Genomic DNA, 13,637 nt, shown 5'->3' with positions numbered 1-13,637 from the left:
GTACCCTCTTCCCTCTCCGGCACGCGTGGCCGGGACCAACGAAAGGACTACCCCAGATGACCGCAATCATTCTCGACGGCGACAGCCTGACCATCGAGGACGTCGTCCGCGTCGCCCGCGACGGCGTGCAGGTGACGCTCGCGCCCGAGGCGCGCACCGAGATCGTCAAGGTCCGCAACTACATCGAGGAGAACTGGCTGACCGAGAACGCGCCGGCGACCTACGGCTTCAACACCGGCGTCGGCAAGCTCAAGGACTACAAGATCAGCCAGGCCGACAATGAGCGCTTCCAGAAGAACATTGTGCTGTCGCATTGCTCGGGCTTCGGCGATCCGGCCAAGGAAGAGATCGTGCGTGCCATGATGGTGGTGCGGATCAACGCCTTCTGCCTCGGCGTCTCGGGCCTTCGGGTCGAGGTGATCGACCGGCTGATCGAGATGCTCAACAAGGGCGTGCACCCGGTGGTGCCGATCCAGGGCTCTGTCGGCGCATCGGGTGACCTTGCGCCGCTGGCGCATATGGTCTCGGTGCTGATCGGCTACGACGAGGCCGAGGCCACCTATGAGGGCGTGACGATGAAGGCCCCCGAGGCACTGGAAAAGGCCGGCATCAGCCCGATCCAGTTCGACCTGCAGGCCAAGGACTGCCTCGCGCTGATCAACGGCAACTCGCTCTGCGCCGGCATGGCCGCGCTGACGCTCTGGGACGCCGAGCGCATGATGAAGGTTGCCGACACCGCCGGCGCGCTGTCGCTCGAGGCGATCCGCGGCGAGCAGGCCGCCTTCGATCCGCGCATCCACGCCGCCCGCAAGCAGCCGGGCCAGATCGAGGTGGCCGAGAACATCCGCCGCATCATCGAAGGCTCGAAGCGCACCACCGAGGGCTGCCGCGCGGTGCATCTCGAGGATGACTTCCTGCACCCGACCCATAGCCCGCGCGTGCAGGACCAGTATTCCTTCCGCTGCCTGCCGCAGGTCCACGGCTCGTGCCGCGACCAGCTCGAGCACGCCAAGACGCTGGTCACCCGCGAGCTCAACGCCGCCACCGACAACCCGCTGGTGTTCTGGAACGAGCTCGGCGCGCTGGAATTCATGTCGGGCGGCAACTTCCACTGCGAGCCGATCGCCTTCGCCATGGACATCCTGTCGATCGCGCTGATCGAGATCGGCAACATCTCGGAACGCCGGCTCTTCGCGCTGAACGATGTGACGCTGAACTACGGCCTGCCGCCGAACCTCGCGGGAAAGCCGATCGGCCTGAACTACGGCTATGGCATCATCGCGACCTCGGCGGCCGCCGTCGCCTCAGAGAACAAGACGCTGGCCTTCCCTTCGGTGGCCGACACCATCTCGACCAAGTCGAGCCAGGAAGACCACGTGTCGATGGCCGCATGGTCCTGCCGCAAGGCGCAGCAAATCCTCGACAACATGCCCAAGATCGTCGGCGTCGAGTACCTGCTGGCGGCGCGCGCGATCTTCCTCACCGAAGAGGTGCTCGGCGACTACGCGCTTGGCAAGGGCAGCCAGGCGGCCTACGACGCGCTGCGCGCCAAGGTGCCCTTCATGCAGGAGGACAGCTACATGGTAAACCAGCGGGTTCCGGTGCTCGCCATGGCGCAATCCGGCGAAGTGCTCGCCGCGGTAGAAGCCGCGGTCGGCGTGCTGAACTGACCATGCGCGAGGCTTCCGCGATCCGGGCAGAGGCGGTCCGCCGCCTCGCCGAAAGGTTCGGGGCCTCCGCCGTGCTCGACGCCCCCACCCAGATCGCCCCCTACCGGGGCGATCTCATGTACCGACAGGAGGAGGCGGAACTCTGCGTCTTCCGCCCCTCCTCCGCCGAGATGCTGTCCGAGGGCCTGGCGCTTCTGGCCGACCTGCCAATCTTGCTGGTGCCGCGCGGCGGTGGCAGCGGTCTTGCCGGCGGCGCAACCCCCGGCGCAGGCGCGGCGAGCCTCGTTGTCTCGACCGAACGCATGCGCACCCTCCGCCGCATCGACCGCGACGCCTGCCTGATGGTGGCCGAGGCCGGCGTGGTTCTGGCCGAGGCACAGGCGGCGGCGCGGGAGGCCGGTCTGCACCTCGGGCTTACCCACGGCGGCGCCGGCAGCGCGACGCTCGGCGGCTCGGTCGCAACCAATGCCGGCGGCGCCAACGTGCTTCGCCACGGCATGGCGCGCGACCAGATCCTCGGGATCGAGGCGGTGCTCGCCGATGGCACTCTCATTGCCGGCGCGGCGGAGCTGTGGAAGGACAACACCGGCTACAGCCTGCCGCAGCTGCTCGCCGGCTCCGAGGGCACATTGGCCTTTGTCACCGCGGTGACGCTGAAGCTGCGCGCCCCACCGCTGGACCGGCAGGCGGCGCTTTTCGGCCTGGCAGGACCGGCGCAGGCGCTGGCGCTGCTGCGACTGGCGCGCGACCTGCTCGGCGATGCGGTGACCGCCGCCGAGCTGATGTCGCGCAGCGCCACCGACTTCGCCGCCGGGATGGGCGTCGCCAAGGTACCGCTGGAAAGCGCTCCCGGCTGGCTTTTGCTGCTCGAGGCAGAGCGCACCAGCCGCTTCTTCGACCTTGCCGCCGGTTTCGACGCGCTGCTCGAGGCGGCGTTCGAAGAGGGGCTGGCCGGGGATGGCGTGTTCGCGCAGAGCGAGGCGCAGCGGCTCGGCCTCTGGAGCCTGCGAGAAGGCGTGGCAGAGGCGATGGATCTCTGGCGCGGCCCGATCCTGCGCACCGATTGCGCCGTGCCGCTCGGGCAGGTGCCACGCTTCGTGGCGGGCGTCGACGCACATGTCGCGGCGCTTGGCGGGGGCCTGCGGGCGGCGTTCTTCGGCCATATCGGCGACGGCAACATCCACGTCAACGTGATGCCCCCAGCACCTGGCGACGCGCTGCCCGGCAAGGCGGCGCTCTCCGAGGCGATCGAGTCCATCGCCCTCTCGCTCGGCGGGACGGTGAGCGCCGAGCACGGCATCGGCCTGCACAAGCGCGCCGCGCTGCGGCGCATGAAACCCGCGGCGGAGCTGGCGTTGATGGGGCGGATCAAATCCGCCTTCGATCCCGCAAACCGGCTCAACCCGGGCAATATTTTCGGCTCCTGCGGCGATGATGCCAAAGGCGCCCCCGAGCCCCATAAGGACGCTTTCCGATGTTCCAGACCATGACCGCCCCGCCGCCCGACAAGATCCTGTCGCTGAGCGAGCTGTTCCGCGCCGACACCCGGCAGGGCAAGCTCGACCTCGGCGTCGGCGTCTACAAGGACCCCGAGGGACGCACCCCGATCCTGCCCTCTGTGGCTACCGCCGAGGCGGCGCATGTGGCCACGCTGCAGACCAAGGCCTATGTCGGGCCGGGCGGCGATCCGCGCTTCGTCGAGCTGGTACGCGACCTTGCCTTCGGCAGCGAAGCGCCCGTGACCCGGATCGGCGGCGTGCAGACCGCCGGCGGCGCCGGGGCGCTGCGGGTGCTGGCCGGCCTCATCGCGCAGCAGGCGCCCGAGGCGGTGGTGCATGTGCCCGACCCGACATGGGTCAACCACCACTCGGTGCTCGCCGATGCGCGGCTGCGCACCACCAGCTACCGCTATCTCGACGCCGCCAGCGGCCAGCTGCGCATCGAGGAGATGCTCTCTGACATCGCGGCGATGGCCCCGGGCGACGTGATCCTCCTGCACGGCTGCTGCCACAATCCGACCGGCGCCGACCCCGTCGCGGAAGACTGGGACCGGATCATCGACGCCATCGCCGCGCGCGGCGTGCTGCCCTTCGTCGACCTGGCCTACCAGGGATTTGGCGACGGTCTCGAGCAGGATGCGGCGGCGCTGCGCAAGATGGCAGCCCGGCTGCCCGAGCTCCTGCTGGCCTACAGCTGCTCGAAGAACTTCGGCATCTACCGCGATCGCGTCGGCGCCGCCTTCGTGCTGTCGGAAACCGCCGAAGCCGCGGGAATCGCCAAGGCCCAGCTCGGGGTGCGCAACCGAGTTGCCTATTCCATGCCGCCGGACCACGGCGCGGCGCTGGTGCGCGACATCCTCGGCACCCCCGAGCTGGCCGCGCAATGGCGCGGAGAGGTCGAGGCGATGCGCCGGCATGTGGCGAGCAACCGCGCGGCGCTTGCCGAGGCACTGGCGGAAATAGACGCACAGCGCTTCGCCGCCCTCGGCACGCAGAAGGGCATGTTCTCCTGCCTGCCGATCAGCGCCGCACAGGTCGACCGGCTGCGCGACGAGCAAGCGATCTACATGGTCTCGGACGGGCGGATCAATCTTGCCGGGCTCGATGCGGCACAGGCCCCGGTCCTCGCGCGGGCGGTCGCCTCGGTGCTCTGAACACCGCCCCGGAAACCCTGCCGCGCGGCGCTCAGTGGCGCCGCGCGGTGGCCGCGGCCTCGCGCACCATTTCGAGGAAGGCCCGCTCGTGCCGCGACAGCACGACGCCTTCGCGGTGGTAGAGATGGATGCCGAAGCGGATCTTCGGTCGAAGCGGCCGGATGCGCACGTTGATCGGCCGGGTGATCGCGGTGAACTCGTCGACGATGCAGCTGCCAAGGCCGTTGGCGATGAGCTCGCGGGCGACGGAATAAGTCTGCACCAAGATGTTCGACCGCTCTGGCAGACCGCGCTCCGCCAGCTCCTCGCGCAGCGCGTTGCCGAGGAAATGCCGCCCGCTGAGGTTGATCAGCGTCGCGTAGTTGATCTCGGCGAGGGTCACCGGCGCGGCCCATCCACCCCGGCCGCTCTCGATGTAGACCAGTTGGCCCTCGGTCACCTTCTCGCTGGTCAACCCGGAAAAATGCGGCGGATCGTCGGCCGGTCCGAAGGCGAAGGCGAGATCGTACTCGCGCGCACGTACCCCTTCGAGCATCTCGCCCTCGTGCTTGGTGGTGATCTCCATCGCCACCTTGGGAAATTCCGCGTGAAACTTGACGACGCTCTGCGGGATCAGCCACTGACCGAGGCTGGGCAGGCAGACCACCCGCACCGAGCGGGCGAGCCCATTGCGCAATCCGGCGGCGCGGCCGCGCATCTGGTCCAGGCTTTCGAAGATTCGCGCGGCATCGTTGAGCAGGATTTCCCCCTCCTCCGACAGCACCAGCTTGCCGCGCACCCGGTGGAACAGCTCGAACCCGAGGCTCTGCTCGGCGTGCTTGAGCGTCTTGCTGACCGACGATTGGGAGATTGCCAGTTCCTCGGCGGCAGCGGTCACCGACCCGCTGCGCCAGATCGCAAAGAAAACCTCGATTTGACGTAGGCGCATTTACCGATCCAGTGACTTGCGTGGTCCTTTCAAGGTGTACGCGAACCACCGCTGGCCACAAGCACCAGCGTCACTCTGTTGCGCCCGGCTCGGCATTTGTTGATCTTCTCTCTCACCAGACTCCGGGAAGCGCCCAAGCGGGCGCTCGCTTGGACCGCGGTCAGGCCACGGCGCGGCCCGGCAGCCCCGCACAAAGCGCCTCCATCCGCGCAGCCGCCTCCGCAAGCTGCGCGTCCGGCACCGTCAGCGCGACACGCACCAGCCCCGCGCCATTGTTACCGAAGGCGCGGCCCGGCATCACCGCAACGCCCTGCTCCTCCAGCAGCCGCCAAGCAAACCGCTCGCCATCGAGCCCGGTGCCCGAGACGTCCAGCATCAGGAACATGCCCCCGCGCGGCATCTGGGCCGAGAGGCCCGGCACCGCGTTCAGACGCTCGCAGAGCATCCGCGCCCGTCGTCCGAAGGCCTCGCGCATCCGCGCCGAGGTGTCGAAGGCGCCGCGCAGGGCGGCCGCGGTCATGTCCGCGATGAACGGCTGGTTGCCGAACAGCATGGTTTCCGAAACCGGCAGCAGCGCCGCGCAGAACGCCGCCGGGCCGATGGCCCAGCCGCTGCGAAAGCCCGTGGCGGCGTGGCTCTTGGAGATCGACGAGACCACCACCACGCGCTCGCGCAGCGCCGCGATCTCGAGCGGCGAGGCAAAGCTTCCCTCGAAGATCAGCTCGGCGTAGACCTCGTCGCAGACGATCCAGAGATCGCGCTCGGCGCAGATGTCCCCCAGCGCCTCCAGCGTCGCGCGGTCGATGACCGCACCGGTCGGGTTGTGCGGGGTGTTGAGCAGGAGAACGCGGCTCTCGGGCGTGATCGCGGCGCGCAGATCCTCCGGCTGCAGCACGAAATCGCACTCCATTCGCAGCGGCACCGGCTGCACGTGCGCGCCCGCGGCGGCCACCACGCCCTCGTAGGTGGCGTAATAGGGGTCGCCGATCAGCACCCCCTCGCCCGGCCCGACCAGCCCCAGCATCACGGCGAAAAGCGCGGTCTGAGTGCCCGGAAAACACAGCACGTTTTCGGCGGAGATATCGGGCTGGCGCGGGCGGTAGGTCTCGACCAGAGCCGCCACGAGTCCGGGCTCGCCGCGGCCGTTGGAATACTGGGTACGTCCGGCCCGCAGCGCGGCGACGCAATGCTCGACGAGCTCGGGGGCGGGCGCGATGTCGGGCTCGCCGATGGTCAGCTCGACGATGTCCTCGCCGGCGTCGCGCCGGGCGCGCGCGGCATTGTGGACCGCCCATTTGTCTCCGCCCAGCGAACGCAGGCGCTCGGTGATCGCGGCATACCGCATGTCAGGTCCTTTCGTCTTCTGGCACCATGTGGCGCGTCAGCGTCGTGTCTGGCAGTCGCAGGATCGCCTCGGCAGCATCCAGCGCGATGCCCGGGAGCCGCCGCGCATCATAGAGCCCGTGGCCGAGCGAGCCCTCGATCCAGAGCCCATCAATCAAGCCGTTGAGCGCAATCGCGAGGCGCTGGCACTGCGCAGGATCCGCAGGGCGGCCCTGCGCGACCAGCACCGGGTGGATCCGCGCCGCGAGCAGGTCGAGGAACTCGCGGTAGCCCTCGCGGTGGATGTCGGCATAGGCGGGATCGACCCGCACCCGCCCGATGAAGGTCGCCCACAGCGAGACCTTCACCCCCGACAGGCTCGGCGGCGCGAAGTTGGCGGCGATGAAGTCCGCCAGCGCCGCCTCGGGGGTCAGGGTTTCCCCGGTCCCGGAATCCTCGGCGGCGGCGGTCATCTGCCCCATCAGATAGGCGTAGGCGGCACGCACCATGTCTTCCTTGGAGGGGAAGTAGTGGCGGATCAGCCCGGCCGAGACCCCGGCTCGCTCGGCGATCTGCCGCGCCCCGGCCTTGTCGAGGCCGAGATCCGCAACGCAGGCGAGCGTCGCTTCGAGCAGGTCGGTGCGGCGCTGGTCTTGCGACAGGCGGCTGTAGGCACGACGGGTCACACCCGGCCTCGTGCCGCCAAATTCGTCAGTCCCCGTGCATTCCGTATGGTCACTTTGACTTCCTCGTCGAGATTTGTTTTACATTCGTACAACAGCGACGAAATTGCAAGAGATGCAGCCGCCCGGGAGCGCCCGGTTCCGGCAGAGGGACAGCCATGAACGACGCCACGCCGGCGGTAGAGATCCGCGACCTTCACAAGCACTTCGGACACCTCGAGGTGCTCAAGGGCATCTCGCTCACCGCGAATCCCGGCGACGTCGTGGCGGTGATCGGCGGTTCCGGCTCGGGCAAGTCGACCATGCTGCGCTGCATCAACATGCTCGAGACTCCCAGCGCCGGGCAAATCGCCATCCACGGCGAGACCTATGCCATGCGCCCGGCCCGCGGCGGCGGGCTCGAGCCCTCGGACCGCGCGCAGCTGCAGCGCATCCGCGCCCAGCTCGGCATGGTGTTCCAGAACTTCAACCTCTGGCCGCATCGCACCGTCCTCGGCAACGTGATCGAGGTGCCCATGCAGGTGCTCGGCATCCCCAAGGAGGAGGCCGTCGCCCGCGCCCGGCAGGTGCTCGACCGCGTCGGGCTGGCGGACAAGGAAGACGCCTATCCCGCTCACATGTCCGGCGGCCAGCAACAGCGCTGCGCCATCGCGCGGGTGCTCGCGGTGGAGCCGCTGGCCATGCTCTTCGACGAGCCGACCTCTGCGCTCGACCCCGAGTTGGTCGGCGAGGTGCTGAACGTGATCCGCGACCTTGCCGCCGAGAAGCGCACGATGATCCTCGTCACCCACGAGATGGGCTTCGCCCGCGATGTGGCGAGCCACGTCGTCTACCTGAAGGACGGCCGGATCGAGGAGGAGGGCCCGCCAGAGCAGATTTTCGGTGATCCCCGCTCGCCGCACATGCAGCAATTCATCCGCTCGATCGCCTGACCGCGCGGTTGCAAGACAAGACCAACAGAGGAGAGACCATGTTCAAGACACTCGCGCTTGCCGCTACTGCCGCCGCCGCGCTCGCCGCACCGGCGCTTGCCGACCCCTACAAGGTCGGCATCGCCGCCGAGCCCTATGCGCCCTTCTACAGCCCCGCCTCGGACGGCACCTGGAGCGGCTGGGAGATCGATTTCGCCGAGGCGCTCTGCGCCGAGATCGAGGCCGATTGCGTGATCACCCCGGTCGCCTGGGACGGCATCATCCCGGCGCTCAACACCGGCAAGATCGACATGATCATCGCCTCGATGAGCATCACCGAGGAACGGGCCAAGCAGATCGCCTTCTCGGACAAGTACTATGACACGCCGACCGGCGTGATCGCGCTCAAGGAGAGCAAGGTAGAGCCCACCCCCGAGGGGGTGAAGGGCGCCTATCTGGGCGTCTCGGTAGGCACCATCCACGAGACCTACGCCCGCGCGCATTTCGCCGAGACCGCCGCCGACATCCGCAGCTACCCGACGGTGGACGAGGAGCTGCAGGATCTCGCCGCGGGCCGGATCGATGCGGTGATCGGCGACATGCTGGCGATGATGCCCTTCCTCGACACCGAGGCTGGCGCGGCCTGCTGCGAGTACCGTGGCGCGGTGGCGGGCGATCCGGCAATCCTCGGTCAAGGCGTCGGCGTCGGCCTGCGCAAGGAGGACGGCGAGCTGCTCGAGCGGGTCAATGCCGGCATCGCGGCGATCCGCGAAAACGGCACCTACGAGACAATCTCTGAGCCCTATTTCGAAGGTCTCGACATCTACGGCAGCTGAGCCGTCTTCCCGGGCCGCGACACCAGCGTCGCGGCCCGGTGCATTTCAACGACAAGGGATACCGCCGCACGATGTTCGACGCACTTGATTTCAGCCTGCTCGCATTCTCTTCACCGGGATGGGGCGGCGCGCTTCTCGCCGGCTTCCTGCGCTCGGTGGAACTGGCGGCAGGCGGCTATCTGCTCGGCATCGTCATCGGCCTGCTCGGCGCCACCGCCAAGCTCTACGGCGGGCGCGTCCTGCGCGACATCGCCGAGCTCTACACGCTGCTCATCCGCGCCGTGCCCGAGCTCGTCCTGATGCTGCTCTTCTACTACGTGGGCACCGATCTGCTGAACAAGCTGATGGGGGCCCTGGGCCGCGAGGGGATCGACATCGACGGCCTCAGCGCCGGCATTCTCGTGATCGGCCTGGTGCAGGGCGGCTACGCCACCGAGGTGATCCGCGGTGCGATCCGCGCCGTGCCCCCCCGGGCAGATCGAGGCGGCGCAGGCCTTTGGCATGTCGCCCCTCAAGGTGCTGCACCGGGTGACCCTCCCGGCGATGACGCCGCACGCCCTGCCCGGCATGGCCAACCTCTGGATGATCGCCACCAAGGACACCGCGCTGCTCGCCGTCATCGGCTTTTCCGAGCTGACGCTGGTGACCAAGCAAGCCGCCGCCGCGACCCGCGAGTACTTCCTGTTTTTCGTCGCCGCGGGGCTGCTCTACCTCGCGCTTACCCTGATCTCGAACCTCGGCCTGCGCTGGCTCGAGCGGCGCGCGCGCCGCGGCCTGCCCGCCGCCGCCTGAGGAGCGACCATGCCCGATATCGATATTGCCACCCCGATCCCCCCGGCCCCCTCGCTGCCCCTGCGCGCACGGCTCGCACCCCTGCTGATGCCGCACCGCCTGGCCCTTGCCGCGCTGGCCCTGGCGGCGCTCGCCGCGATGCTCACGCAGATGGACTGGGCCTGGCTGCCCGCCTACCTGCCGAAGATCGGCCGCGGTCTGCTGGTGACTCTGGCGCTTCTGGCCTCGAGCATCGCCGCGGGCTTCGCCCTCGCCCTGCCGCTCGGCGCGGTGCAGGTCGCCGGCCCGGCGCCGCTTCGCTGGCTGGCGGCGGGCTTCTGCACGATGATCCGCGGCACGCCGCTGCTGCTGCAGCTCTGGCTGATCTACTACGGTCTCGGCGCGCTCTTCGCGCAGTTTCCCGAGATCCGAGGCTCCTGGCTCTGGCCCTACCTGCGGCAGGCCTGGCCTTACGGTTTCCTGACGCTGGCTCTCTCCTTCGCCGCCTACGAGGGCGAAGTGATGCGCGGCGCCTTCGCCGGCGTGCCGCGCGGCGAGCTCGAGGCCGCCCGGGCCTTTGGCATGTCGCCGCTGAAGATCTTCCGCCGGGTCTGGCTGCCCCGCGCCGTGCACCGCGCCCTGCCGACGCTGGCGGGCGAGATCATCCTGCAGTTGAAGGCGACGCCGCTGGTGGCGACGATCACCGTCACCGACCTTTACGCGGTGATCACCCGTGTGCGGCAGGACACCTACCTCACCTACGAACCGTTGCTGTTGCTGATCGCCATCTACCTGAGCCTGAGCGGCACGCTGACGCTGCTGCTGCGCTGGATGGAGGGGCGGGTGCCGAGCGGGCGCTGAGCCCGCGCCATCTCCGCCCCCCCGGTCAGTAACCGCGCGCCCGGTCGACCGCATAGGCCATGGGTTGCCCGTCGCGCAGCGCCCGAACCGTCTCGACCACCTGCGCAGAGACCACTTCGGGCAGCGAGTCGCTGGCCACATGCGGGGTGATCCGCAGCCGAGCATCCTGCCAGAAGCGGTGCGCTGCCGGCAGCGGTTCCTCTCGGAAGACATCGAGCGTCGCCGCCGCCAGCTGGCCACTGTCCAGTGCAGCCTCAAGATCGGCCTCGACCAGGTGCTCCCCGCGACCGATCTGCACCAGACGCGCCCCCGGGGCCAGCCGCGCAAAGAGCGCCGCATCCAGAACGTTTTCGGTCTCGGCGGTCAGCGGCAGCACGTTAACGAGGTACTGCGCCCCCTCCGCGGCGCGCGCCACGGCGCCCGGACCGGACAGATATCTGACACCCGGAAGCTGCTCCGCCGGCTCGCTGCGACAGGCCACGCGGACCGAGAACCCCACGGACCGCAACCCCCTCACGACCGCACGCCCCATGGTCCCGTGACCCAGCACCGCGACCTGCACCGAGGCCGGGGCACGCATCCGGAGCGGCACCCATCGCGCTTTCGCAGCATTGCCTGCCATTTCAGAAAAGCCGCGCTCATAGTGCAGCACCTCATGCACCGCGTAGCCGGCCATCAGCTCGGCCTGATGAGGATCGCGCACGCGGGCGATGGCGGCCCCCCGGGGCACGCCGTCATGCGCCAGTAAAGCATCAACTCCCGCGGCGACCGACATAGCTAGCCCGAGGTTCGGATAGGGCGCAAACGCGCCCTCTCCCGGCTCCCAGCAAATCGCAAAGCGCACATCCTCGGGCCGGTCGATCTCGGCAGGATGGCGCAGAACGACATCCATTGCGCAGCTGCGCAGGGCATCTCCGTAAAGCGCATCGAGATCGGCCGTCGCGCTGAGGTAGACGCCGAGGATCGGTGATTGCGCGGGCATGGACTTCTCTCCCTTTGATACGACAGTCACCTTATTGCACATGCGTATAACAAGCGCCACGTCGCACTGCCTGACGGGATCGCCGAGCAAACTCTCCAGTGTCCTGCAGCGTGGTGGTCTCCCGGCCAGGGAGACCACCGCAGGCTCACACGGTCACGCAAATCTTGCCGAAATGCGCGCCGCTCTCCTGGTAGCGGAAGGCCTCGGCCAGATCGGCCAGCCCAAAGCTGCGATCGATCACCGGGCGCAGCTTCAGCGCCTCAAGCGCCTTGACGAAATCGAGCTGGTGCTGGCGCGAGCCGACAATCAGCCCCTGAAGCCTTTGCTGGCGCGCCATCAGGAGCGCGGTAGGGACCTCGCCGGAGCGCCCGGTGAGCACGCCGATCAGCGCGATATGCGCCCCCGGGCGCCCCGCCATGATGGATTGCGCCAGCGTTGCCGGACCGCCGACCTCGACCACGATGTCGACGCCGCGCCCCCCCGGTGAGGCGGCGCATCTCCTCGCCCCACTCGGGCGTGCTGCGGTAATTGATGACGTGATCCGCCCCCAGAGCACTCAGGCGCTCGAGCTTGGCATCGGACGACGAGGTCGCGATCACCGTCGCGCCCATCGCCTTGGCGAGCTGCAGCGCGTAGATCGACACGCCGCCGGTTCCGAGCACTGCGACCGTGTCGCCCGCCTTGATCCCGGCATCGACCACGAGCGCGCGCCAGGCGGTCAGCCCGGCGGTGGTGATCGTCGAGGCCTCCTCGTGGCTCCAGCCCTCGGGCGCAGGGGTAAACCAGGTGGCAGGCAGCGTCACCCGCTCGCGCGCGTAGCCGTCGCGCCCGTCGCCCGGCGTGGTCGAGAAATTGCTGGGCCGGTCGTCGCCGGTCTGCCAGTCAGGGAAGAAGCAGGACACGACCGCGTCGCCGACCGCGACCCCCTCGACTCCTGCGCCCACCGCCTCGACCAAACCCGCGCCGTCGGCCATCGGGATCCGCCCATCGGGCAGGGCTCCCTCGACGGCGCAGACCCGGTAATCGTGGTAATTGAGCGAGCTGGCGTGCAGGCGCACAGTGATCTCGCCCGCGCCGGGTGCCGAGGGCTCCGCGACATCGCTCATAACGAGGTTGTCGAGCCCGCCCGGCGCCTTGGTCGTCACCTGTTTCATTGGATTGCCTTCCTTCTGTCCTGGCCCGCGGAGGAGCCAATGTCCGCCTTGTCGGCGGATCTAGTGCGCCCTCTCGAGAGTCCATTCCCGGAAGGGCTTCCATAAGACCCGTCGCCCCCTCAGGCTCGGAAGTCGGTGCCGACCCCCTCGATCGAGCGAAGGTGAGCCTGCCACTCGAGCTGGAGGTCGCCATCTTCCTCGTTCATCTGCACATATTGCTGGTGCACGCGAGCGGCGATTTCGTCACCTACCAGTCGCAGCGGCCGACCGCTGGAGGTGGCGGCGATCTGGATCTCGCAGGCGCGCTCGAGGTAGAACATGTTGTTGAACATCTCTGCGGCGCTGCGGCCGGTGGCGATGAGCCCGTGATTGCGCAGCATCAGCACTGGGTGATCGCCCAGGTCCTCGACGATGCGCTCGCGCTCTTCCAGATCCAGCGCGATGCCCTCGAAATCGTGGTAGCCGATGCGGCCCGCGAACTGCAGCGAGATCTGGTTGAGCGGCAGCAACCCCTCCTCCATGCAGGCCACCGCCACACCCGCGCGCGTGTGAGTGTGCATGATCCAGGCCGCGTCGTGGCGGGTCATGTGTACCGCCGAGTGGATGGTAAAGCCCGCCGGGTTCACCCGCTGAGGGCTGCCGTCAACCTTGTTGCCGTCGACGTCGATCTTGACCAGCGACGAGGCGGTGATCTCTTCCCAGCGCCAGCCGTAGGGGTTGATCAGGAAATGCCCATCCTCGCCCGGCACACGGGCGGTGATATGGGTGTAGATGAGGTCGGTGAACCGGTGCAGCGCCGCGAGCCGGTAGCAGGCGGCGAGCTCTTCGCGGGTCTGTTTTTCTTCGGGGGACATGGTCATCTGTG

Annotated in this window: 12 protein-coding genes and 2 pseudogenes; 7 read left to right on the top strand and 7 right to left on the bottom strand. The window is 68.6% G+C overall.

What is annotated here, in order from left to right; translation table 11 throughout:
* The first annotated feature begins 56 nt into the window (after positions 1 to 56).
* The 3 genes from CLG85_RS00440 to CLG85_RS00430 are packed head-to-tail and all read left to right on the top strand — an operon-like array spanning position 57 to position 4,323.
* Positions 57 to 1,670, top strand: coding sequence for an HAL/PAL/TAL family ammonia-lyase (locus CLG85_RS00440; protein WP_095884052.1), 1,614 nt, complete (start codon positions 57 to 59; stop codon positions 1,668 to 1,670).
* Positions 1,671 to 1,672: 2 nt separating this feature from the next.
* The gene (locus tag CLG85_RS00435) at positions 1,673 to 3,160 is read left to right on the top strand and encodes an FAD-binding oxidoreductase (RefSeq protein ID WP_260348159.1); all 1,488 of its coding nucleotides are present in this window, start codon (positions 1,673 to 1,675) and stop codon (positions 3,158 to 3,160) included.
* Positions 3,145 to 4,323 carry an amino acid aminotransferase gene (locus CLG85_RS00430; RefSeq protein WP_095881379.1) on the top strand — a complete coding sequence of 393 codons (1,179 nt, stop codon included), beginning with the start codon at positions 3,145 to 3,147 and terminating at the stop codon, positions 4,321 to 4,323. Before CLG85_RS00435 ends, CLG85_RS00430 begins: the two co-directional genes overlap by 16 nt.
* Before the next feature lie 31 nt (positions 4,324 to 4,354).
* Here CLG85_RS00430 and CLG85_RS00425 read toward each other — a convergent pair whose 3' ends face one another.
* The 3 genes from CLG85_RS00425 to CLG85_RS00415 all read right to left on the bottom strand — a co-directional run bounded on the left by CLG85_RS00425 (position 4,355) and on the right by CLG85_RS00415 (position 7,260).
* Positions 4,355 to 5,251 (bottom strand): LysR family transcriptional regulator, encoded by an 897-nt coding sequence (locus CLG85_RS00425; RefSeq protein WP_095881378.1) that lies wholly within the window; start codon positions 5,249 to 5,251, stop codon positions 4,355 to 4,357.
* 160 nt (positions 5,252 to 5,411) lie between these two features.
* Positions 5,412 to 6,596: a pyridoxal phosphate-dependent aminotransferase gene (locus CLG85_RS00420; RefSeq protein WP_095881377.1), complete on the bottom strand. Its 1,185-nt coding sequence runs from the start codon at positions 6,594 to 6,596 to the stop codon at positions 5,412 to 5,414.
* 1 nt (position 6,597) lies between these two features.
* Positions 6,598 to 7,260, bottom strand: a complete 663-nt coding sequence (locus CLG85_RS00415) for a TetR family transcriptional regulator C-terminal domain-containing protein (protein ID WP_095881376.1) — start codon at positions 7,258 to 7,260, stop codon at positions 6,598 to 6,600.
* Between the two features lie 155 nt (positions 7,261 to 7,415).
* Between CLG85_RS00415 and CLG85_RS00410 the strand changes: the two genes are divergently transcribed.
* The 4 genes and pseudogenes from CLG85_RS00410 (at position 7,416) to CLG85_RS00395 (ending at position 10,636) form a co-directional block, all read left to right on the top strand.
* The gene (locus CLG85_RS00410) at positions 7,416 to 8,189 is read left to right on the top strand and encodes an ABC transporter ATP-binding protein (RefSeq protein WP_224849535.1); all 774 of its coding nucleotides are present in this window, start codon (positions 7,416 to 7,418) and stop codon (positions 8,187 to 8,189) included.
* Positions 8,190 to 8,227: 38 nt separating this feature from the next.
* Complete coding sequence (locus CLG85_RS00405; RefSeq protein ID WP_095881375.1) at positions 8,228 to 9,004, top strand: transporter substrate-binding domain-containing protein; 777 nt, start codon at positions 8,228 to 8,230, stop codon at positions 9,002 to 9,004.
* 71 nt (positions 9,005 to 9,075) lie between these two features.
* Positions 9,076 to 9,796 (top strand): annotated as a pseudogene (locus CLG85_RS00400) (ABC transporter permease).
* Between the two features lie 9 nt (positions 9,797 to 9,805).
* The gene (locus CLG85_RS00395; RefSeq protein WP_260348150.1) at positions 9,806 to 10,636 is read left to right on the top strand and encodes an ABC transporter permease; all 831 of its coding nucleotides are present in this window, start codon (positions 9,806 to 9,808) and stop codon (positions 10,634 to 10,636) included.
* Between the two features lie 25 nt (positions 10,637 to 10,661).
* Here the strand turns inward: CLG85_RS00395 and CLG85_RS00390 are convergent, their stop codons facing one another.
* The 4 genes and pseudogenes from CLG85_RS00390 to CLG85_RS00375 all read right to left on the bottom strand — a co-directional run bounded on the left by CLG85_RS00390 (position 10,662) and on the right by CLG85_RS00375 (position 13,626).
* The gene (locus tag CLG85_RS00390; RefSeq protein ID WP_095881350.1) at positions 10,662 to 11,618 is read right to left on the bottom strand and encodes an NAD(P)-dependent oxidoreductase; all 957 of its coding nucleotides are present in this window, start codon (positions 11,616 to 11,618) and stop codon (positions 10,662 to 10,664) included.
* A gap of 145 nt (positions 11,619 to 11,763) precedes the next feature.
* Positions 11,764 to 12,078 (bottom strand): zinc-binding dehydrogenase, encoded by a 315-nt coding sequence (locus tag CLG85_RS00385; protein ID WP_260348149.1) that lies wholly within the window; start codon positions 12,076 to 12,078, stop codon positions 11,764 to 11,766.
* 103 nt (positions 12,079 to 12,181) lie between these two features.
* Positions 12,182 to 12,724 (bottom strand): annotated as a pseudogene (locus CLG85_RS27595) (zinc-dependent alcohol dehydrogenase family protein); the annotation flags it as partial.
* Between the two features lie 167 nt (positions 12,725 to 12,891).
* The gene (locus CLG85_RS00375) at positions 12,892 to 13,626 is read right to left on the bottom strand and encodes a class II aldolase/adducin family protein (protein ID WP_095881358.1); all 735 of its coding nucleotides are present in this window, start codon (positions 13,624 to 13,626) and stop codon (positions 12,892 to 12,894) included.
* Between the last annotated feature and the right edge of the window lie 11 nt (positions 13,627 to 13,637).

The sequence above is a fragment of the Alloyangia mangrovi genome (assembly GCF_002300555.2).
GTDB classification, from domain to species: Bacteria; Pseudomonadota; Alphaproteobacteria; order Rhodobacterales; family Rhodobacteraceae; genus Salipiger; species Salipiger mangrovi.
The sequence above is the reverse complement of the archived record's forward strand: the minus strand, read 5'-3'. Positions and strand labels throughout refer to the sequence as shown.

Excerpts from the sequence above, each read along its gene's own strand:
- CLG85_RS00430 (WP_095881379.1), top strand. The coding sequence starts at position 3,145 with ATGTTCCAGACCATGACCGCCCCGCCGCCCGACAAGATCCTGTCGCTG.
- CLG85_RS00420 (WP_095881377.1), bottom strand. The coding sequence starts at position 6,596 with ATGCGGTATGCCGCGATCACCGAGCGCCTGCGTTCGCTGGGCGGAGAC.
- CLG85_RS00390 (WP_095881350.1), bottom strand. The coding sequence starts at position 11,618 with ATGCCCGCGCAATCACCGATCCTCGGCGTCTACCTCAGCGCGACGGCC.
- CLG85_RS00440 (WP_095884052.1), top strand. The coding sequence starts at position 57 with ATGACCGCAATCATTCTCGACGGCGACAGCCTGACCATCGAGGACGTC.
- CLG85_RS00425 (WP_095881378.1), bottom strand. The coding sequence starts at position 5,251 with ATGCGCCTACGTCAAATCGAGGTTTTCTTTGCGATCTGGCGCAGCGGG.
- CLG85_RS00395 (WP_260348150.1), top strand. The coding sequence starts at position 9,806 with ATGCCCGATATCGATATTGCCACCCCGATCCCCCCGGCCCCCTCGCTG.
- CLG85_RS00375 (WP_095881358.1), bottom strand. The coding sequence starts at position 13,626 with ATGTCCCCCGAAGAAAAACAGACCCGCGAAGAGCTCGCCGCCTGCTAC.
- CLG85_RS00405 (WP_095881375.1), top strand. The coding sequence starts at position 8,228 with ATGTTCAAGACACTCGCGCTTGCCGCTACTGCCGCCGCCGCGCTCGCC.
- CLG85_RS00410 (WP_224849535.1), top strand. The coding sequence starts at position 7,416 with ATGAACGACGCCACGCCGGCGGTAGAGATCCGCGACCTTCACAAGCAC.
- CLG85_RS00435 (WP_260348159.1), top strand. The coding sequence starts at position 1,673 with ATGCGCGAGGCTTCCGCGATCCGGGCAGAGGCGGTCCGCCGCCTCGCC.